This is a genomic window from Adlercreutzia murintestinalis, assembly GCF_943192905.1.
In the GTDB taxonomy this organism is placed as follows: Bacteria; Actinomycetota; Coriobacteriia; order Coriobacteriales; family Eggerthellaceae; genus Adlercreutzia_A; species Adlercreutzia_A murintestinalis.
In genome coordinates, this window is sequence record NZ_CALPCC010000010.1 from 25513 (window position 1) to 44302 (window position 18790).

General features: G+C 60.3%; 18 protein-coding genes. 9 read left to right on the top strand and 9 right to left on the bottom strand.

Annotation, left to right across the window (positions count from 1 at the left end; translation table 11 throughout):
• The first annotated feature begins 332 nt into the window (after window positions 1-332).
• A complete protein-coding gene (locus NFR19_RS04555; protein WP_251212608.1) occupies window positions 333-743 on the top strand; it encodes a YbaN family protein in 411 nt (136 codons plus the stop codon).
• 604 nt (window positions 744-1347) lie between these two features.
• Here the strand turns inward: NFR19_RS04555 and NFR19_RS04560 are convergent.
• Window positions 1348-1767 carry a TOBE domain-containing protein gene (locus NFR19_RS04560; protein ID WP_251212609.1) on the bottom strand — a complete coding sequence of 140 codons (420 nt, stop codon included), beginning with the start codon at window positions 1765-1767 and terminating at the stop codon, window positions 1348-1350.
• 240 nt (window positions 1768-2007) lie between these two features.
• On the opposite strand from NFR19_RS04560, the gene modA reads away from it, so the two are divergent.
• Genes modA through modD form a run of 4 tightly spaced genes read left to right on the top strand, consistent with a single transcriptional unit; the run spans window position 2008 to window position 5417 of the window.
• The gene (gene modA / locus NFR19_RS04565) at window positions 2008-2802 is read left to right on the top strand and encodes a molybdate ABC transporter substrate-binding protein (protein ID WP_251212610.1); all 795 of its coding nucleotides are present in this window, start codon (window positions 2008-2010) and stop codon (window positions 2800-2802) included.
• Window positions 2803-2855: 53 nt separating this feature from the next.
• Window positions 2856-3785: an ABC transporter permease gene (locus NFR19_RS04570; RefSeq protein WP_251212611.1), complete on the top strand. Its 930-nt coding sequence runs from the start codon at window positions 2856-2858 to the stop codon at window positions 3783-3785.
• Window positions 3775-4530 (top strand): ABC transporter ATP-binding protein, encoded by a 756-nt coding sequence (locus NFR19_RS04575; protein ID WP_251212612.1) that lies wholly within the window; start codon window positions 3775-3777, stop codon window positions 4528-4530. Before NFR19_RS04570 ends, NFR19_RS04575 begins: the two co-directional genes overlap by 11 nt.
• A 29-nt stretch (window positions 4531-4559) precedes the next feature.
• A complete protein-coding gene (modD, locus tag NFR19_RS04580) occupies window positions 4560-5417 on the top strand; it encodes a ModD protein (protein WP_251212613.1) in 858 nt (285 codons plus the stop codon).
• Between the two features lie 55 nt (window positions 5418-5472).
• On the opposite strand, the gene NFR19_RS04585 is transcribed toward modD, so the two are convergent.
• From NFR19_RS04585 to NFR19_RS04600, 4 genes are all read right to left on the bottom strand, one after another.
• On the bottom strand, window positions 5473-6036 hold the full coding sequence (locus NFR19_RS04585; protein WP_251212614.1) for a hypothetical protein: 564 nt from the start codon (window positions 6034-6036) through the stop codon (window positions 5473-5475).
• A 3-nt stretch (window positions 6037-6039) separates the two neighbouring features.
• Window positions 6040-6246: a helix-turn-helix transcriptional regulator gene (locus tag NFR19_RS04590; RefSeq protein WP_251212615.1), complete on the bottom strand. Its 207-nt coding sequence runs from the start codon at window positions 6244-6246 to the stop codon at window positions 6040-6042.
• Between the two features lie 289 nt (window positions 6247-6535).
• Complete coding sequence (locus NFR19_RS04595; protein ID WP_251212616.1) at window positions 6536-8458, bottom strand: MFS transporter; 1923 nt, start codon at window positions 8456-8458, stop codon at window positions 6536-6538.
• A gap of 311 nt (window positions 8459-8769) precedes the next feature.
• Window positions 8770-9957 (bottom strand): aldo/keto reductase, encoded by a 1188-nt coding sequence (locus NFR19_RS04600; RefSeq protein WP_251212617.1) that lies wholly within the window; start codon window positions 9955-9957, stop codon window positions 8770-8772.
• A 90-nt stretch (window positions 9958-10047) separates the two neighbouring features.
• On the opposite strand from NFR19_RS04600, the gene NFR19_RS04605 reads away from it, so the two are divergent.
• A complete protein-coding gene (locus NFR19_RS04605; RefSeq protein WP_251212618.1) occupies window positions 10048-10731 on the top strand; it encodes a TetR/AcrR family transcriptional regulator in 684 nt (227 codons plus the stop codon).
• A 106-nt stretch (window positions 10732-10837) separates the two neighbouring features.
• The gene (locus tag NFR19_RS04610) at window positions 10838-11407 is read left to right on the top strand and encodes a GNAT family N-acetyltransferase (protein WP_251212619.1); all 570 of its coding nucleotides are present in this window, start codon (window positions 10838-10840) and stop codon (window positions 11405-11407) included.
• Window positions 11408-11608: 201 nt separating this feature from the next.
• Here the strand turns inward: NFR19_RS04610 and NFR19_RS04615 are convergent, their stop codons facing one another.
• From NFR19_RS04615 to NFR19_RS04625, 3 genes are read right to left on the bottom strand one after another with little or no spacing between them, the layout of a single operon-like run.
• On the bottom strand, window positions 11609-11842 hold the full coding sequence (locus NFR19_RS04615) for a hypothetical protein (protein WP_251212620.1): 234 nt from the start codon (window positions 11840-11842) through the stop codon (window positions 11609-11611).
• 1 nt (window position 11843) lies between these two features.
• Entirely contained in the window at window positions 11844-13613 is a 1770-nt protein-coding gene (locus NFR19_RS04620; RefSeq protein WP_251212621.1) for an ABC transporter ATP-binding protein, read from the bottom strand.
• The gene (locus NFR19_RS04625) at window positions 13613-15541 is read right to left on the bottom strand and encodes an ABC transporter ATP-binding protein (protein ID WP_251212622.1); all 1929 of its coding nucleotides are present in this window, start codon (window positions 15539-15541) and stop codon (window positions 13613-13615) included. The genes NFR19_RS04620 and NFR19_RS04625 overlap by 1 nt, the downstream gene beginning before the upstream one ends.
• A 319-nt stretch (window positions 15542-15860) precedes the next feature.
• On the opposite strand from NFR19_RS04625, the gene NFR19_RS04630 reads away from it, so the two are divergent.
• Complete coding sequence (locus NFR19_RS04630; protein ID WP_251212623.1) at window positions 15861-16823, top strand: helix-turn-helix transcriptional regulator; 963 nt, start codon at window positions 15861-15863, stop codon at window positions 16821-16823.
• Between the two features lie 195 nt (window positions 16824-17018).
• Window positions 17019-18005 carry a ferrochelatase gene (gene hemH / locus NFR19_RS04635; protein WP_251212624.1) on the top strand — a complete coding sequence of 329 codons (987 nt, stop codon included), beginning with the start codon at window positions 17019-17021 and terminating at the stop codon, window positions 18003-18005.
• A gap of 5 nt (window positions 18006-18010) precedes the next feature.
• On the opposite strand, the gene NFR19_RS04640 is transcribed toward hemH, so the two are convergent.
• Window positions 18011-18763: a transposase gene (locus NFR19_RS04640; protein WP_251212625.1), complete on the bottom strand. Its 753-nt coding sequence runs from the start codon at window positions 18761-18763 to the stop codon at window positions 18011-18013.
• Window positions 18764-18790 lie beyond the last annotated feature (27 nt).

Genomic DNA, 18790 nt, shown 5'->3' on the forward strand with positions numbered 1-18790 from the left:
GCGCACGCGCGAGAGCAGCTACAAGCGCTATCCCATGACTGGCATCGATGGGGGCGTGCTGGCCCTGGTCGGCGGTCTCCTAAGCTAGCGTCCGCGGCGTCCCTGCATGCGCCTCCCGGCGCATTATCGAATCATGGGCTATGGGAACCGCTCCCTTGGCTTAGGCCGCGTTATCGGCTCATTTTCGCAACGAAAAGGCTACCGAAGCCTGCCGCACTGACGCCGTCCGGTAAAATGCCCGTGCGGCGCCCTTCGAGCAAGCGCAGCCGCGGCATGATGGGAATCGCTCCACCGCGAGGAGCTTCAGGAATGGGCAAGAGGAGGTCGGGGCCATGAGGCGGCTGGCAAGGTCCTTGCAGATCGCAGGCGCATGGGCTTCGTTCGCGATGGGTTGCATCGGAGTTGTTGTCCCGGTGCTTCCCACCACTCCGTTCCTGCTGCTTGCCGCGTTCCTCTTCGCGAGATCCTCCCCTCGCATGCACGCATGGCTGTGCTCCACGAAGGTGCATCAGCGCTACGTCGCCGCATTCAGGCAAGCCGGGGGCATCCCCCTGTCCACGAAGGTCCGGTTGGTCGGCGTCTCGTACGCCATGATGGGCGCCAGCGCGCTGGTCGTCCAGAAGCCGCTGGTGTGGGCGGTTCTGGGATGCGTGGCCGTCTTCCTTCTTTACCTGATGGCCGTCCGCATCCCGACCATTAAGCAGGAAAGCGTCGACCAGGTCAGGGCGGAAGACGCGGCCTGAGGGGGCCGCCCTTTGGGTGACAGTATTCCCGTTCGGTGTCATCCGGGACGGGGATACCGTGACCCAAGGCTGCTGCCCTCGCCTCCTTCGCCGCGTTGATGTCATGGGCACATCATGGCACGGCGAAGGATGCCTGGTCGCGGCACCGTGGAACGACAAGCGAACTGTCATCACACCGAAGGCGGCCTGTCAGCTGCAACATGCGAGTCAAGAGAGCCCCCCTGAAGGAAATAGGGGCGGGACAATATCGCCAACGCCGCTGCCTCCGTTCCGAGTCATGGCGTTCCAGCTCGCCTGTCCGCCGCCCTCGTCGGGGCCGTCGCCTGCATACGTATGTTGCAAGCTCCGCCAGCTGGAATCTTTTGAGGGCGGGCGTTTATAAAGCGAGAAAATAAGGCAGAGTGCACCGATACAGCCCTAAAGGGAGTGATTAGGTCGTATCGGTGCGAGAGAAGAAAGGAGCAAGGGGAGGGATCCTTGCCTAGAGCACTTTCATAATAGCAAGGTATTATTCTTTATTAAGGATAATGCAAGAAAGTCATTCGAAGAAAAAGGCATGCCGAACAGCATGCCTTCGTACCCTTTCGCGCTAAAGCGCGGTTAGCTACTCCACACCGACCATGACCTCGGTCGCTTTGACGATAGCGACCGCATCGTTGCCCTTTGCCAGCCCCAGTTGCTCGATAGCCTCGTTGGTGATCGAGCCTTTCATCTTGCAGCCGCAGGGGAGCTCGATGGCCACATGGCCGTTCACGGCACCCTTCTCGATGTCCACAACCTTGCCCTTGACCTGATTGCGGGCGGATATGTTGGGGATGATGTCTGTTGCGAACATGACCGAGCTGGCCTTAACGATCGCGGAGGCCTCTTTGCCGACTTCAAGACCGAGGTCGCGTATCGCCTCCATGGTTATGTCCGCCTTGATCTTGGTGTCGTGCACGTCGATGGTCACGACGCCGTTTACGGCACCTTCTTGAATGTTGCTGACCGTTCCTTTGAGTTGGTTGCGTGCTGAAATCTTCATGGCATCCCTTTCTATTCGGACTCTATGGCTTCCATGACGTGTCTTGATCGCAAGCATTGCCTGGCCGTTGCTGGTTCGCATCTTCTCGGATTGACCGACCGTCACATACTGTATTATATTGAATAGAGAATATTCTCGTATGAGAATATATAAACATGTCAGCAACGAACTGGAAAAGAGGTTGGGGAAGTCATGAAGCAATCCATGCACAATATCCGAGCAAGGCGCATTGCAGCAGCCGTGGCTGTTGGGATGGCGTTGATGGTGGTGCTCTTGGCGGGCTGCTCTTCGCCGGACAACACGGCCCCGGCAAGCTCGTCTTCGGCGAACTCGTCTGCCCAGTCCCACGCCGCTTCGCTCGATGGCCAGCATCTCGATATCTATTGTGGCGCGGGAATGACAGACCCCTTCGCCGAGATAGCTGATCTGTTCGAAAGCGAAACCGGATGCGAGATGAGCGTGACCTATGCCAATGCTGCCCAGATCCAGACGCAGATCAACACGACAGGGGCCGGCGACTTCTTCATCGCGGGGTCGAAGGAGGAGCTCAAGCCGGTCGAGACGGCTATCGCGTCCAGCGAGGACCTCGTCAAGCATATTCCCGTGCTTGCCGTGCCCGCCTCAAACCCGCAGAACATCACCGGGCTTGCGAGCCTCGCTAACGCAAAGCGCGTGCTCGTGGGCGACCCCGAGTCCACGCCCATCGGCAAGATAGCCATGAATGCGCTTACCAATGCAGGCCTTTGGGAGAGCCTCATGGCGTCGGGGGTCATCACGACTACGACTACGGCGCCTCAAATCGCGACGGCCCTTGGCAACGGCGAGGGAGATGTCGGCATCGTGTGGAAGGAGAACGTGAGCGACGACAATGTGGTCATCGTGGACACGAAGGACCTCGACTCCATGGTGAAGGTGATTCCCGCAGCTCAGCTTGAGAGCGCCCAGGACATCGATGCCGCGAATGCGTTCAAGGAGTTCTTGCAGACCGATGCCGTGTGGGACATTTGGGCGTCGTATGGCTATGAGCGCGCCTGATGCCGACCCATCTGCGTTGAGCGAAGGGAAAGCCTGAGCCCAAGGCCCGATGAATGAAGACGGATAACGTTCGACAAAAGCATGGTTGCCGACGGGACGCCTTCTCGGTGCTGACCATCGCGATCGCCACCGTGGCCTTCCTGTTCATTGGAAGCGCCATAGTGGCGATCCTTGCAGGAGGAGTGGCGCATTTCCATGAGGTGGCGGCCTCCGCTGAAGTGCTGTTCTCGCTTCGCCTGAGCATCGTCACATCCACCATTTCGACCGCCGTCTGCCTTGCTCTTGCATTGCCGACGGCCTATGCGCTCTCGCGCACGAACATGCCTTTCAAGCGGCTGGCCGGCATCTTGATGGAGCTTACGCTCTCGCTTCCGTACATCCTTCTCGGGTTCGCATTGCTGCTCATCTTCTCGTCTCCTTTCGGGAAAACGCTCAGGGACATCGGGCTTGCCGTGGTCTTTCAGCCGGCGGGTATCGTGTTCGCACAGCTCATCGTGAACCTCCCGTTCGCCATCCGCATGATGCGGACCGCTCTCGACGGGATAAGCCCTCGCATGGAGTTCGTCGCGAAGACGCTTGGGGCGTCTTCGGGGCAGGTATTCCACAGCATAATCCTGCCAATCTCGCGGAATTCGGTCATATCGTGCGCCGTGCTCACCTGGGCTCGTGGCATGGGCGAGTTCGGCGCCACCCTCATGCTCGTAGGGGTCACCCGCATGAAGACAGAAACGCTTCCGGGAAGCATTTACCTGAGCATATCGACGGGCAATAACGACGTCGCCATGGCCACAGCTATGATCATGCTCATCGTCTCGGCCATAACGCTGGTCGTTGCGAACGCACTCAATCGCCCTGTCGGCGCCGCAAGAGTCGACGACACGAAAGGAGCGAGAAGGCGTAGGCGCCGACGCGACGCCTCGACGTCCGTTCCGGAATCGGGTGTTGCTCAGGTGCCCTTTGAGGAGGAATCGTATGGCCGGTAGCATCGACATACGCGACCTTGAGGTTCATCGTGGAGCGTTTACGCTACGTGTTCCAGAGCTTCATGTCGTCCCACACGAGATGTTCGCCATCCTTGGCGCCACGGGATCGGGAAAAACCGTGCTCCTCGAAACTATCGCCGGAGCTTATCCGCATGCTGCAGGTGAGATTCTCCTGGGCGGGAGACCTGAAGATGAGTTGCCCATACAGGAGCGGCAGCTTGGCATTCTCTACCAGGACTACGCTCTCTTTCCCCATATGAGCGTGCGCGAGAACGTGAGCTATGGGCTCAAAGTGCGTCGCGTGCCTGAAGAAGAGCTGCATGAACGCACCAATGAACTGCTCGACAGCTTCGGAATTGGCGATATAGCGGATCGCTACCCCGGCATCATCAGCGGCGGGGAGGCCCAACGGGCCGCTTTGGCGCGGGCGCTCATATTAAGGCCCGAGGTGCTCTTGCTCGACGAGCCGTTCTCGGCCCTCGATCCCGCGACGAAGAAGAGAATGTACGCGGTTTTAAGGAACGTGCATGAGCGATTCGGGTGCACCATCGTATTCGTCACGCACGATTTCCAGGAGGCGTCCGCGTTGGCCGATCGGGTCGCCATCTTGCTTGATGGCAGCCTGCGCGTCGTGAGGGAGTCGCAGCACTTGTTTTGCGAGGAGGGCCTGGACGAGGACGTTAAAGCGTTTCTCGATATCTCGCCCGCTCCAGTCGAAGTAACGTCGAAATATCGAATCCAATGAACAATAGAGTCAGCCGAAGGAGGAGCATCGTGGTCATTTTTCCGGGGACGCGGATCGATCAGCTCATCAGTGAGGACATCCCTTATATAGACTTGACCAGCATCGCGCTCGGCATCGGAGACACGCCAGGGCGCATGTCTTACTTCACTCGCGAGAAATGCACCCTTGCGGGGGTTGCCGTGGCGCGGCAGGTCATGGCGCATCTCGACTGCACGGTTGCCTCATCGAGGAGCGACGGAGACGAGCTTGAGGCAGGCGAGACGATCATGGAAGTTCATGGCGATGCTTCGGCGCTGCATGCCGCCTGGAAGGTATGCTTGAACCTGTTCGATCACCTGTCGGCGGTGGCTACGAAGACGCGGTCCATGGTGGATGCTGCGCATGCCGTAAATCCTCGCTGCGAGATTCTCACCACGCGTAAGAGTCTGCTAGGAGCGAAGGACCTGCTCACCGAAGCCGTCATGGTCGGTGGCGCGTTTCCGCACAGGCTGGGGCTTTCGGAGACCGTGCTTGTCTTCGAGCATCATATCGCGTTCTTTGGAGGCTTCGACGACTTCCTCCGGCGGATTCCGGCCATCAAGGCGCGCTGCGTCGAGAAGAAGCTGTTTGTGGAGGCAGAGGCCGATCGAGCTGCAGCGCTTGCGCGGGCAGGGGTCGATGGCATCCAGCTCGACAAAGTGGCCCCTGACGAGCTGGGGGGCCTCGTCAGAGAGCTCAAGGGCTTGAATCCGGGCGTGACCCTGATAGCTGCCGGAGGCGTGAACCCCCAGAACGTCGGGGCCTATGCTGCAACGGGTGTGGACGGCCTTGCCACCACGAGCCCCTTTACGGCAAAGCCCATCGATATGAGCGTACGCATAGAAGCGGCGGAAGAGGAATCGATGTGATCTAGGCGGCGCCCCCGGGTTGTCCGCCGCTTCATCCGTTGCGGCGGGGAAGGCTTCAGTCTTCGAGTTCGCGCTCGATCTCGTGGCGGCGCTTGATTGCCGAGGAGAAGAGGCCGGCATAGACGACAAGGCCGATCACGAACCCCAGACCTCCCAGGAACGCGCCGATGGCGATGTCAGGGAGCCACATCACGTTTTCGAACCCGACGATTTGCATCTCTGCGAGCACGCGCATGACGAAGGAGAGCACGCCGATGGAAGCGCCACACGCCAAGGCCACAAAGCAGACGAAGTCCCAGGGAATGCGGTCCACGTTGGCAAAGCGCTGGTAGCTGCCCGTCGACCCTGACCTCGCCTGAATCGCCGTCATGGCGGTGCCCGAGACGAGGATCGCGATGGCGAGCAGCAGGCTCGATGGAACCAGTCGGTCCCTCAGCGCCGTGTAGATGGGATCGTCCAGCACCGAAGAGACCTGCTGGAGCATTATCTGGTAATAGAGCACCAGCAAGGTGCCAACGATAAGAATCCCATATCCGACCTTGACGGCCTTGTTCTCCTTGGCCTCCAGGTATTCATCTTTCGGCCCCATGTATTCTCGCCACTTTCTGATGAGCCCCATGACCTATCCTTCCTCCCAGAACAGTTCGTCTAGCGTCTTGCCCAGCGTCTTGCAGATGGCGGTGCACAGGCGCAGGCTCGGGTTGTACGTTCCTGCTTCGATGAGACCGATCGTCTGCCGAGTGGCACCGACCGCATCGGCGAGCTGCTGCTGCGAGAGCCCCGCGTCCTTGCGCGCTTTCTTCATGCGGACGTTCTTCCAGTCTTCCAAGCTGTGTCCTTCGACCTCTGAGAATGTAAGGTATATCTTGCAATGTAAATTGCATATTGCATTTTTGAGACGTCAAGGAGACAGCTTGCCGACATATCGAAGCGGATGCTTGCTGGCACCATAGATCTGGCAAGGAGACAGGGGGCAGAAAGGCGGCCATGCTCACAACAGTCAAGGAGCATCGATGGTCAGTCGTTGAGCATGGATTCAGGGGCCCGGTCGTTGAGCATGGGCCCAGAGAAGCATCGACGTCCCGCCTTCCTGGAAGAAGACGGGACATCGATGCTCGTCAGCGGTGAGACTCTTGCCCCAAATACTCCTTGACGGCAAAGCCCGTGATGTTGGAGCGATTGATGATGCCCACCATGCGTCCTTCCGCAAGCACGGGGGCCTTCTTGAGATGGTTGTCGGCCAGTACCTTCGCTACGACGCCCATGTCGTCAGATACGTCCACGTAGATAACGCGCCTCGCGGCGATGTCGCGGATGGGCGATTGCATCACCTCGTTCAGCGTATGGGTGAAGTCGTCGTTTTCGCGCTCAACGAGGAACGACCACGCTGTCTTGAACGCGGGCACCTGGTCGGCGAGGCTGCGCATGACGTCCCCGTCCGACAGAAAGCCCACCACGGTTCCCGTCTTGCTCACCACCGGTGCTCCGGAGATGCCTTTCTCGAAGAACAGCTTAAGCGCCTCCGCCACGCGCGCCGTCTCGGAGAGGGTGTACACGTCGGCCTTCATGATGGAGGCAAGCGAGGGCTCGTTGGAGGGCGTCGCTTCGGTCGCCGAAGCCGCCGAAGCCGGCGTTCCCTCCTTCGCCATGCGGCCGATGACGAGCGCGCAGACGAAGCCCACGGCTCCGACCGCCCCCACGAGCACGCCGGTGGCGGCCATCGCCTGGGTAGCCGCTGCCGCAAATTCGACGCCGGCTGCCAAAGAGCCCGCGGTGACCGCGACGTAGATGCCGGTGAACACCGACGAGCCAACGCAGCCGGCAATCTGGAAGCCCGTGGACATGATGGTGACGCCGTGAGGGTTCTGCTCATAGGTGAGCTTCGAGAGCGCGAAGCTCTGCACGGGGCCGATCACGAGAGCCGAGCCGCAAATGACCGGAATATATACGAGGGCGAGCACCACCGCATTGGCTGTGGCTATGAGCAGGCCCGTGAGCACCGAGAATACCGCTATGCAGGCGAAGCCGAGCGGCAGCAGGACGCCGGGACCGTGCTTGTCGTAGATGCGCCCAGCCAGAGGCGACACGGCGCAGGAGCAAAGGATGGCCGGGAACAGGATCAGCGACGCGATAAGCGGAGGCGTTCCCAGCACCGACTGCATGAAGGTCGGTACGATGATGTTCATGGCAAAAATGGTGAGAAGCGACAGCATGTTCGCCACCACGCCTAGAGCGAAGGGGCGCACGCGCAGCGGCTCCAAGTTGATGAGCGGCTCTTCGAGCGTGCCTTGGCGTCGTACGAACAGCACCAGCGAAGCGATGCCAAGTATCGCAGCCGTTCCCGCCACGAAGATGCTGCCCGAAAACGCAGTGGACACACCGTAGAGGATGCCAACGAGCGCAATGCCGATGAGCGCCACCGATGCAGCATCCAGCCGCGGGCGCGTGAGACGGGCGATGTCGCGAAGTATTACTGCGCCGAGAAGGAAGCAGAGCGCCGACAGCCCCGCGAAGACCCAAAGCAGCATGTGCCAGTCGGCTACGGCCAGAATGGCGCCTGCCAAGATGACACTCGAGGACGGGCCCAAGGTGGTCATGGCCCCCATAATGCCCATGTAGGCGCCAAGCTTCTCGCGTGGCGCCACCTCCAACGTGATGTTCATGCCGATAGGGATGAGCATGCCCGTGCCGAGCGCCTGCACGATGCGCCCGACCAGAAGAACAGGAAAGCTCTGGGCTAGACCGCCTATGACCGACCCTACTACGAGAAGCGCCGTCGTCGCGCAGAACAGTGGGCGTGTGGGAAACGAGCGGTAGGCGAACGCAGATACTGGAACCATGACGGCCGCCCCCAGCATGTAGGCCGTGGCAAGCCACTGCACCGTCGACACGTCAACGCCAAGGCCCTCCATGATGGGCGAGAACCCTACGTTGAGGAATGTCTCGTTGAATGTGGCCAGGAATGCCGCAAAAGCCGCAACAGCTAAGATGGTGGTAGGTTTTCTGGTTTGCGTTGGAACGCCATTTGTGCCCGGTTGCACAATCTCCTCGCTTTCTGCAGCGCAGAAGATGGCCGGATCGTAACCTGTGGCAAGAAGAAAGCGCCTGATGGTGAAACCCGACCACGAGAGCTTCCTCTGTACCGTGATCAGATTTACGCGCCATCAAGCGCCACATGTGTCGTTTGCAGTTCTTATTCAATTGGCGAGAAGCATATCACGAAAAAGCCTCCGTGCTGATTTTTCGAATCTGTAAACGGCAGCAACACAGGGCAACACAGGGGACAGGTTAGTGTGTTGGCGCCCGAACACACTAACCTGTCCCCTGTGTTGTCCCTGTGCTATACACGACGTTAGCGGCTCATCATCTTTACGCCAAGCCTGACCAGCGCTGGAAGGCCGGGGATCTGAAGGCGCCGCTTCACCGATGTCAGCTCGTCTGGGATGCGGATATGCTGGGGGCACTTCTCTATACAGGCGCCGCACTTGACGCAATCGCTTGCGAAGCGGGCCTCGCCGACCATGGCCCCCGATGCCGTGATGTACTGGTGCATGCCTTGGTACCAGCCGTGGGCGAAGGACGTGTTGTAGGCGGCGAAGCACATGGGGATGTTCACCCCTTTCGGGCAAGGCAAGCAGTATCCGCACCCCGTGCAGGGGACCTTGTAGCTTCGCGCGATATGCTCACGCGCGAGCTCCACCGCCACCACCTCGGCACCCTGAAGCGATCCGGGAAGCGCCGTGTCGGCCGTCTCGATGTTCTGCAGCAACTGCTCCTGCGTGCTCATTCCCGACAGCACCACGGTCACCTCGGGATGATCCCATACCCAACGAAGAGCCAGCCTTGCCGGGTCGTCGCTGATGCCGGCATCGGAAAGGGCGGAGCGTGCCTCCTTCGGCAGGTCGCCTGCCAGCTTGCCTCCGAGGAGGGGCTCCATGACTATGACGGGCAGGCCGCGCTCCGCGGCTGCCATGAGGCCCGCCGTGCCCGCTTGGTAGTCCTCGTTCATGTAGTTGTACTGGATCTGGCAGAAGTCCCAGTCGAAGGAGTCGAGCAGCACGAGGAAATCGGCCTTGGGGCCGTGGTATGAGAAGCCAATACGGCAGATGCGCCCCACCTCTTTCTGTCTGTTGACCCATTGCTCGAATCCCAAAGAGGCGAGACGGCTCCATGCCTCCGCGCTCGTCACGTTGTGGACGAGGTAGTAGTCGATATGGTCGGTGCGCAGCCTCTCGAGGGAGCGCTCTAGGTACTTGTCGAAGTCGGCGGTTACTTCGCAGTGCGCAACCGGCAGCTTGGTGGCGACATGGACGCGCTCCCTCAGGCCGGGATTGCGAGTGAATATCTCGCCGAGGGCTGCTTCGTTCCCGTTGTACATGTAGGCCGTATCGAGGTAGTTGACGCCCCGATCGATGGCCTCGACGATAAGCCGTTCGGACGCGTCGACGTCGATGCGTCCGCCGCTGGTAGGAAACCTCATGCAACCGAAGCCCAGCGCCGATAGCTCTTTTCCGCTCCTCGAATCCGTTCTGAATTGCATTGTCAGGACCCCTTGCCTAGAATTAGTTGCACGATGTAACTAGAATATAAGTTGCGCTATGCAACTTGTCAAGGCGACGATGGGGTCAACGTGACCGGAAAAGATCAGACGTATCAGCGCGCGCGGACGCAGGAGCAGAAAGGCCAGCGGCTCGATGACATCCTGGATGCGACGAAGTCCATCCTGGACGAGGGCTCGTACCATGACGTCACGCTGAGCGCCATAGCCGATCGGGTCGGTTACTCGCGCGCTAACCTGTCGCACTACGTCGGTTCGAAGGAAGAGATCCTCCTGCTCTTGTACGTCCGGTCGCTGCGCGAAATCCTGGAAGACCTGAGGGGGATCGATCCGAGGGTTTTGGACGCGTCCTCTAGGGAGGGCCTCGAAGCCGCCTCGGCCATGCTGACATCGGTGCTCTCATCGCATCGGGACTTCGGAAGGCTCGGCGCGCTTCTGCCGAGCATCATAGAGACCAACGTGGGCCAGGAGCGCCTCGTCACGTGCAAGCGCGAGATAGTCGCCATGATGGCCGAGGGATCGAGCCTGCTCGTCGAACGCGGCCTGTTCGACGACGCGGACGTTTCGGCGAGGTTCCTCTTGGACTTGTCGAATTACGTTTCCGGCCTTTATCCGGCGACCCATCCGCTTCCCATCCAGCGCGCCGCATGCGAGAAGACGGGGTATCCGACGCCGTCCTACGAGGAGTCGCTGCGCCATTTTCTGACCGTGCAGCTTATCGGCTACAAGGCAGCGTTGGGACGGGGTGATTCGTGAGCTGCGATGCGACCATGCATGGCGCCTTTGGTCCCGACAGCGCCATGGCGCCCGTGTCCGAGAAGGCCGGGGAGCGGCCGGAAGCCACCGAGAGAGGCGATGCGCTATGACGCCGACGCTGGAGACGAAACGCCTCGTGCTGCGACCCTGGCAAGACAAAGACGCCGAAGAGCTGTTCCGATACGCGCGTGACCCGCGTATCGGGCCTATTGCCGGATGGCCGCCCCACGAAAGCGTCGAGGACAGCCGCCAGATCATCCGCGATGTGCTCTCCGTGCCGGAAACCTATGCCGTGGTGTTGAAGGAGACGGGCCTGCCTGTGGGAAGCATCGGCTTACTCTTTGGAGATGCGGCCAATGCCGACGTGGCCGACGACGAGGCTGAGGTGGGCTATTGGATCGGCACGCCTTTCTGGGGGCGAGGCCTCATTCCCGAGGCTGTCCGCGAGCTCGAGCGCCACGCTTTCGGGGATCTGGGCCTGCGAGGGCTTTGGTGCGGCTGCTACGACGGCAACCACAACTCCGCACGGGTGCAGGAGAAGTGCGGCTTCGCGTTCCATCATACGAGAGAGAACGTGCCCTGCGCGCTCATGGGCGACGTGCGCACCGAGCACTTCACCTACCTGACGAAAGAGCGCTGGAAGGCCCTGGAAAAAACGCACATTCGCGAGATGTGATCGAGCGAGCGCCCTCTTCCGAGCGACTGTCTGCACAAGGGCCTGCTCGTTTCGGAAGGGCATGAGGGCGGGATTCCGCGCAGCATCCTCGGGGAAGGCTCGAAGTCGGCGACGCTGCCGAAGGCTTCGGCAGCCAAGGATGGCGAAGCACGACGGGGCGATGACATTGGGGGCATCCCGGACATCGCCCTGTCGCCGCCGCTACGCTTTCTTCACGGAGGCCAGTACCATCGCTGCCGCCACGATCAAGACGAGCATATCCGTCAGAGCGCAGGCAAGCCAAACCCCTTGGATTCCCGTCCCGGTCATCATCGGCACGAGCAGAACCATCGGCACGAAGAGCACAAGCGGACGCGCCATGGTGAGCACGGCCGCCTTGCCTCTATCGCCGATGGATTGCAGCAAGAAGGTTTTCCGGTCTGTCTTTCCTGTCATGTCAGACCACTGTCCTTTGTACAGTGCCACCTGCTAGCGACCAGTCGGCGCTTTCGGATTGGAGCCTTACCATGCGGGCGAACAGGCCATCCCTCTCCAACAGCTCGGCCGGGGACCCTTGTTCCACGACACGACCCTCGTCGAGCACTACGATCTTGTCCGCGTTCATCACTGTGCGCATGCGGTGCGCGATGACGATGACGGTCTTGCCCGCGAGCAGATTCGAGAGCGCCTCCTGCACTTGGGACTCGTTCTCCACGTCGAGCGATGCGGTCGCCTCGTCAAGCAAAACGATGGGCGAGTCCTTCAGCAGTGCCCGGGCAATCGATATGCGTTGGCGCTCGCCGCCCGAGAGCTTGCTGCCGTTCTCTCCGATCATGGTGTCGTAGCCCTGCGGCAGCTTGCGCACGAAGTCGTCGCACATGGCGGCTTTCGCGGCTGCCAGAACCTCATCGTCCGTCGCGTCGCGGCGGCCGAGGCGGATGTTGCCCATCACCGTGTCATCGAAGAGCAGCACGTCTTGGAAGACCACGGAGTAATCCTTCAGAAGCGCCTCCGGGTCGATGGTGGACGCATCGACGCCGCCCACGAGGACGCGACCACCGTCGGTGTCCCAAAAACGCGCAGCCAATCTGGTGAGGGTCGACTTTCCCGACCCGGAAGGACCTACAAGCGCGGTCACCTGGCCCTCCTTCGCGACAAAGGAAACGCCTTGCACGACAGGTTCGTCGTCATCACCGTAAGAGAAGGTCACGCCCTCGAACGCCACGTCGTGCCCCTGAGGCAGGAAGCTCTCGCTTCCCGTGGCAGCAATCTCGTTATAGAACGCCTTCATGCGAGGAGCGGCGACCTCGGTGGCCATGAACAGCTCGGCGAGCATGAGCGTCGACTGATCGAAAGGTGCGTAGATGCGCGATGTCACGAGCAGAAAACCGAACATCACCATGAATCCGATGGAGCCGTCGGCGAGCATGAGTGAACCTGCAAGGATGGTCGTGGCGATGCCGAGGCGCATGATCGCCTGGGTTGACTGAACGGGGATGCCTGACGCGACCTCCGATTTGAACATCTTCTTCTCGAGGTCGTCGATGTAGCCGTCGGCCTGCTTGAGATGTGCCGGCACTTGATTGGTGGCCCGAATCTCGCGAACGCACTCCAGCATCTCCTGCGTGTTCTCCGTCATGGCGATTGCGCAAGCACGTGTCCTGTGCAGGAGCGGGGCGGTGAAGCGGCGTGACCAGAACAGGATGGCGAAAGCCACCGGCACCGACCAGAGGGCCGCTATCGCCAGCTGCCAGTTGAACGCCAGAAGGCATACGGCGATGATCGCTGTCGAGACGTAGGTGCCGTACAGGTACGGCAGCACATGCGAGTAGACGTGCTCCATCGTAGAGGCGTCGGTCATGATGGTCTCCGTCAGGTCTGCCAGATCGCGCTTCCCGAAGAACGACAGCGGCAGCTCTCTCAAACGCTCGCCCAATCCGATGCGTTGCTTGCCGCTCTCGCGATAGGTCTTGCCGTAGGTGTAGTCGTACTGGAACCAGTGGGCCACCCAGAGCGCGATGGCGAAAACGACGAGTCCTATCGCATACGGAGCCATGTCGGGAAGCGCTTTTCCATCTGTCAGGGCCGAGATGAGCTGTTCCATCAACATGAAGAAGAACCCTATGCCGAACATGGCGATGAGATTGACGATAACGGTCCAGAAGGCACCGAGGCGAATGTTTTTGGCGCCTTCCGCGGTGAGCGCGTATTTCTCTCTCATTCCCATTATCGAGCGCCTCCTTCCGACGCGAACGATTCGCATGCTGCCGCGACCTGCTCCTCGTCCGGAGTCTCGGACTTGATGCGCCAGAGGGCCGCACGCTGGTATTCTTCCCACATGCGGGCATAAAGGCCGCCGAGCGCCAGCAACTCGTCGTGCGTGCCCTGCTCTACGACGCGCCCGTCTTCGATGACCACGATCTTGTCTGCCCCCACCACAGTGGAGAGCCGGTGCGCGATCATCAGCACAGTGCGGTCCTTGGCAAGCTCGGAGAAGCCCTTCTGTATGAGCGCTTCGTTCTCCGGGTCGGCGAATGCGGTCGCTTCGTCGAGCACCACGATGGGAGCCTGCTTGCAGATCGCGCGGGCGAGCGCGATGCGCTGCTTCTCCCCGCCGGAGAGGTGGACGTCGGCCGTTCCCACCACGGTGTCTGCGCCTTGCGGCAGCTTCGCGAGAATGTCATCGCATTGGGCGGCGGCGAGAGCCGCCAGCACGTCTTCGCGCGCGGCGTCGGGCCGGGCTGACGCCACGTTCTCGTAGATGGACTTCTTGAACAGGCGGTTGTCCTGGAACACGAAGGCGACGCTCTTCATGAGCTCGGTCGTATCGAACGCGCGCACGTCCACGCCGCCGATGCGCACCGCGCCGACGCTGACGTCCCAGAAGCGCGGCACCAGGCTCGCCGCCGTGGTCTTGCCTCCTCCGCTGGGTCCCACCAGGGCCACCGTGGTCCCCTCGGGAACCTCGAAGCTCACGTCCGTCAGGGCATCGTGTTCGGCGCCCTCGTAGCGGAAGCCGACATGGTCGAAGGCGATGTCGTGGGCATGCGGCGTCTCGGGGTGCGTCGGCTCCGAGAGTGTCGGCGAGCCGAGGATGTCGTGCGTCCTCTTCGCGGCATCGGCCGAGATCTCGATTTCCTCCATCACGAACATGAGGCGCGTGGTGGCCGTGGCGATGATGGCGGAGAATATGGCGTAGAACGCGAAGTTCGCCATGAAGCCTGCGAACGCGACGGTGCCTGCCGCCTGAGCCTCAGGCGCGAGGAAGACGACCACCGGCACGAGGAAGATGGCGATGCCCGTGATGGCGGTGAGCGATGTCACCTGCGGCTTGGCGCACACCTTCACCGTGTAGTACTCGGCCATTTCCGAGTACTCCTTGATGGCATCATGGAACGCCTTGAACGAGAAGACGGTCTGCTGGAAGACCTTCACGACGGGAATGCCGCGCACGTATTCCGTCCCGGCCTTCGCCATGTTCACTTGCGCCTGCATGTAGCGCTGCATGAAGTGCGCGTTATTTCCGCCCATCATGGAGAACATGCATGCAAGGGATAGGATGGCGGCCAGAAGGCACGCGAGCCCCATGCGCCAGTCGAAGACGAACAAGGTGACGACGAGGCCCAGCACCATGGCGATTGACCCTGCGGTATCGGGCGTCTTATGCGCGATGAGGCCTTCGGTGGATCCGGCGCAGCCGTCGATGATGCGACGCAGCGCGCCTGAGGCGTGCGTGTCGAAGTAGCCGAGTTGCACCTTCATGAGATGCTCCAGGCATGCCTTGCGCAGGTTGCTCGCCGTGTGGAACGCGCACGCATGGGTGCAGAGCAGCGCGCAGAAGTAGAGCACGAGGCTGGCCACAGCCATGAAGAACGCGAACCATCCATATAGTGCCAGGTTCTCCGCAGCTGTCCAGTCGGGGGCCACGGCGATGAGGTCGCGTGCGACGAGCCAAATGCAGATATACGGGCCGAATGTGAGCAGCATGGCCGCAGCCGATAGGCCGCAGCCGAGATAGAGCAACCAGCGCTTGCGGCCTGCAAACCCAAGAAGATAGCCGAGTCCTAGCCTGCGCGATGGCGTGCTTTCGCCAACGGGCGGAGGCGTGGATGCCTCCGAAGATGGTCCCAGTGATGATTGCGCTTCCGAATTCAAAGCTCCTCCTTACTATCGAGGCGGCGACGGTTTGTGGGGGTATTTTCCAACCGGCACAAGTGACAGAGGGAAACGGCGAACGACTGGCGAAACGATGCGAACGAACAAGGAACCGCACTTTCGTTCGCCGCTTGCGGTAACGACAGCGAGCGAGATGGAATAAGTTTGCCATGGCTAACATTTCGAGCTATCATGGATGCCGTCACGCAGGCGCCTGCGCGCAGCACGGAAGATTGCAAGGGAAGCATCGCGGGCATAAGCCTCGCCTCGAACGTGTTCGGCGCATCTTTCGCATGCATCGCCCAGGGAAGGAGACCTCATGGTTGCAGACGTAGCCGAGAAGATGCAGACGTTCTTCGTCCCTCAGATGGAGCAGCTCGGGCTTAAGGAGAAAGAGTCGCGACATGGCTCGTTCAGCACCGTCGAAGCGGATTGGGGCCAGGGCGTGCTCTGGGCTCACAGCCTAGGGAATAATTGCTTGTTCACGTTCCACGACGTGCGCCTGAACGAGGACGTGACGCTGATCGAGCAATCGAGTGACTACGTTTGCATCGCCTCCATGACGAGCCATTCTGCGAAGATGTGCCCGGTCGACAAGACCTACTTCAAAGAGCACAACACCGTCTCCTTCGAGCAAGAAGGTCAGCCGAGGGTTGCTTACGAGTTGAAAGCCGGAGAGAGGCATCGCTCGTTCACCTTTTGCCTGTCTCCAGACTTCTTCGACGAATTGGAGGAGGTTACGGACGCCGAAAAGGAGGATCTCCTTCAGTTCCTTGCCACCCAAGAGGTCAATACCCATGCTCCGGAAATCGTGCGGGCCTTGGAGAGCCTTGGCCCGGAATGGGCGCACAAGTCAGGGGGCGACCGGTTCTGTCGCGCAAAGCTCAACGAGATACTCGCCGTGTCCCTTTGCGAAGCGCACGATCGAGGCGGCATGCCACATGCGGGCAACGACGACGATCGTCGCCTTGCCCGCGAGGCGCAGATCATCATAGACGGCCACTATAAGGAAGCTCTCACGCTCCAATCCATAGCAAAGCAGCTGTACGTGGGGAAGACGCGCTTGTGCGGGGTATTCAAGAAAGAGTACAGCTGTTGCGTGGCAGAGTACCTGCGCGACAAGCGCATTGCCAAGGCAAAAGAGCTTCTTTCCGGCACCGGAGTTAGTGTCGGGGAGGTTGGACGCGCCGTCGGCTATCTGCATCAGAGCAGCTTCACCGAGGCGTTCAGGCGCGAATGCGGCACCACGCCGACGCAGTGGCGCAACTGCCCGCTGCGATGATGGTCAGATGCTGTCTAATGCGCCTCGGCCCATAGTCGCTCCTTTGGGACAGCGTTCGCCCTTCTTCGCCGGTCGTTTTCCTGTCACCGCTCCTGCGTCGCCACGCGTCGCCGTTGTTTGCGGCAGCTCCCAGGCAGTTCCTATAATGAAGAAGGACGTGCATTAACAGATCCGATGTGACAGCGAAGAGGGCGCATGGGGAAGACGGGAATCTTGCTGCTGAATACGGGAAGCCCCGAGGCTCCGACCTCGGACGCGGTGCGTTCCTATCTGGCCGAGTTCCTCACCGATCCGCGGATCTGCCCCATGAACCCGCGCATCTGGAGCTTTCTGCTCAACCGATTCATCCTCCCGAAAAGGTCGACGGCCTCCGCCGCCAAGTATGCAGCCATCTGGACGGAGGCGGGATCCCCGCTTGACGTGACCATGCGCTCACTTGCGGGTAGGCTGGAGGCGTCGCTTCGCTTTGCCGACGAGGACGTGGCGGTGGCCCGCGCCATGAGCTACGGGAAGCCTTCGGTGGGCGAGGCGCTGCGCGGCTTGGTCGACCGGGGATGCGGCCGCATCGTCGCGATCCCGCTCTATCCGCAAAGCGCTTTCAGCACGACGGGTGCCGTGCACGACAAGCTGGACGAGGCGCTTGCGGCGCTGGATCACGCGCCCGAGGTCGCATTCGTTGATGATTACTACGAGGAAGGCGCCTACATCGACGCCGTGGCGGAATCGATAAGGGCTGCCGGGTTCGGCCAAGGAACGTCGGACAGGCTGCTCTTCGCCTTCCACTCCATCCCCATCTCGGACATCAAAGGTGGCGATGCCTATCCCGAGCAGACTCTCTGGACCGCCCAGGCTGTCGCTACCAAGCTTGGCCTGTCGGATGCTGAATGGCGGGTCGGGTACCAGAGCCGCTTCGACAAGAGCCGATCGTGGCTCGGGCCTTCCGTGAATGCCGTGCTGGAAGGGTTTCCCGAAAGCTATTCGGACCTGTTCGTGGTCGCCCCCAACTTTTCGGTCGACTGCCTTGAGACGCTCTACGACATCGATATCGTCCTGCGCCGCAGATATGAGGGCGCGGGCCGGAGACTCCGTTACGTTGCATGTCTCAACGACTCGGACAGCCATGTAGGGCTTTTAAATGAGCTTGTCGTAGCACAGGGGATCGTAGCACAGGGGACAGGTTAGTGTGTTCAAGCGCTCATTCTTCTTACGATCCCAACGGAAAGACCGGTAAGACGACTTGTCTGCCGAATCGAAAGCCCGGCTTCAAGAAGCAAGGGTACGGCTTCGGACTGCTCCTCTTGCGACAATGCCATGAAATCCTCAACCGAGGAGCATCCGGTAATGTCGAAGATGATCTTCTTTGCATCGTCATCAATGAAGTGCCGCCTTCCGTTCTCCGAAACCTCAAGACATTCATCCTCGTTTGAAGCCTCGGTGAAGCGTATCAGCTCTTCGATGCTGATAATCTGATTCACATAATCTGTATCAGTGATCCCCTCGCCGATAAGATAGTCGCGATAGCTGCTATATGGAAATTCTTCCGGATGAGCACATGCGCATGCTTTAACGGGGTTCATGTGAATGTAGCGCAATACGGTCAGAAGGTATGAGTCGTCTTCAACCGGCTCGCTTTTGAAGCGCTCTTGAAAGAGGTGCCCGATCCTGTCGTATTTTGTGTTGTACCAAGTGGCGTATCTGGTGGCGATTCGCTGGATGGTGCTAGAAATGCCCCCTTCCCCCTCTTTGATTAAAAGGTGGACATGGTTGCCCATGAGACAATAGGCAAGAAGTTTGCAGCCACTGGCCATACGGCTATGTGCGAGTTCGTACAGGAATCTCAAACGATCATCGGCGCTATTAAAGATGAGTTGCCGATCAACTCCGCGCAAAATAACATGATAAATGCCGCTTGCTGACATCTTCCGTGCGGTTCTTGGCAAAAGAATCCTCCCGTGCCGTCTGGGTAA

Coding starts and splice junctions, on each gene's coding strand:
- NFR19_RS04575 (WP_251212612.1), top strand. CDS start 3,775: ATGGCCGGTAGCATCGACATACGCGACCTTGAGGTTCATCGTGGAGCG.
- NFR19_RS04560 (WP_251212609.1), bottom strand. CDS start 1,767: ATGAAGATTTCAGCACGCAACCAACTCAAAGGAACGGTCAGCAACATT.
- NFR19_RS04585 (WP_251212614.1), bottom strand. CDS start 6,036: ATGGGGCTCATCAGAAAGTGGCGAGAATACATGGGGCCGAAAGATGAA.
- NFR19_RS04555 (WP_251212608.1), top strand. CDS start 333: ATGAGGCGGCTGGCAAGGTCCTTGCAGATCGCAGGCGCATGGGCTTCG.
- NFR19_RS04610 (WP_251212619.1), top strand. CDS start 10,838: ATGACGCCGACGCTGGAGACGAAACGCCTCGTGCTGCGACCCTGGCAA.
- NFR19_RS04615 (WP_251212620.1), bottom strand. CDS start 11,842: ATGACAGGAAAGACAGACCGGAAAACCTTCTTGCTGCAATCCATCGGC.
- NFR19_RS04630 (WP_251212623.1), top strand. CDS start 15,861: ATGGTTGCAGACGTAGCCGAGAAGATGCAGACGTTCTTCGTCCCTCAG.
- hemH (WP_251212624.1), top strand. CDS start 17,019: ATGGGGAAGACGGGAATCTTGCTGCTGAATACGGGAAGCCCCGAGGCT.
- NFR19_RS04570 (WP_251212611.1), top strand. CDS start 2,856: ATGAAGACGGATAACGTTCGACAAAAGCATGGTTGCCGACGGGACGCC.
- NFR19_RS04620 (WP_251212621.1), bottom strand. CDS start 13,613: ATGGGAATGAGAGAGAAATACGCGCTCACCGCGGAAGGCGCCAAAAAC.
- NFR19_RS04600 (WP_251212617.1), bottom strand. CDS start 9,957: ATGCAATTCAGAACGGATTCGAGGAGCGGAAAAGAGCTATCGGCGCTG.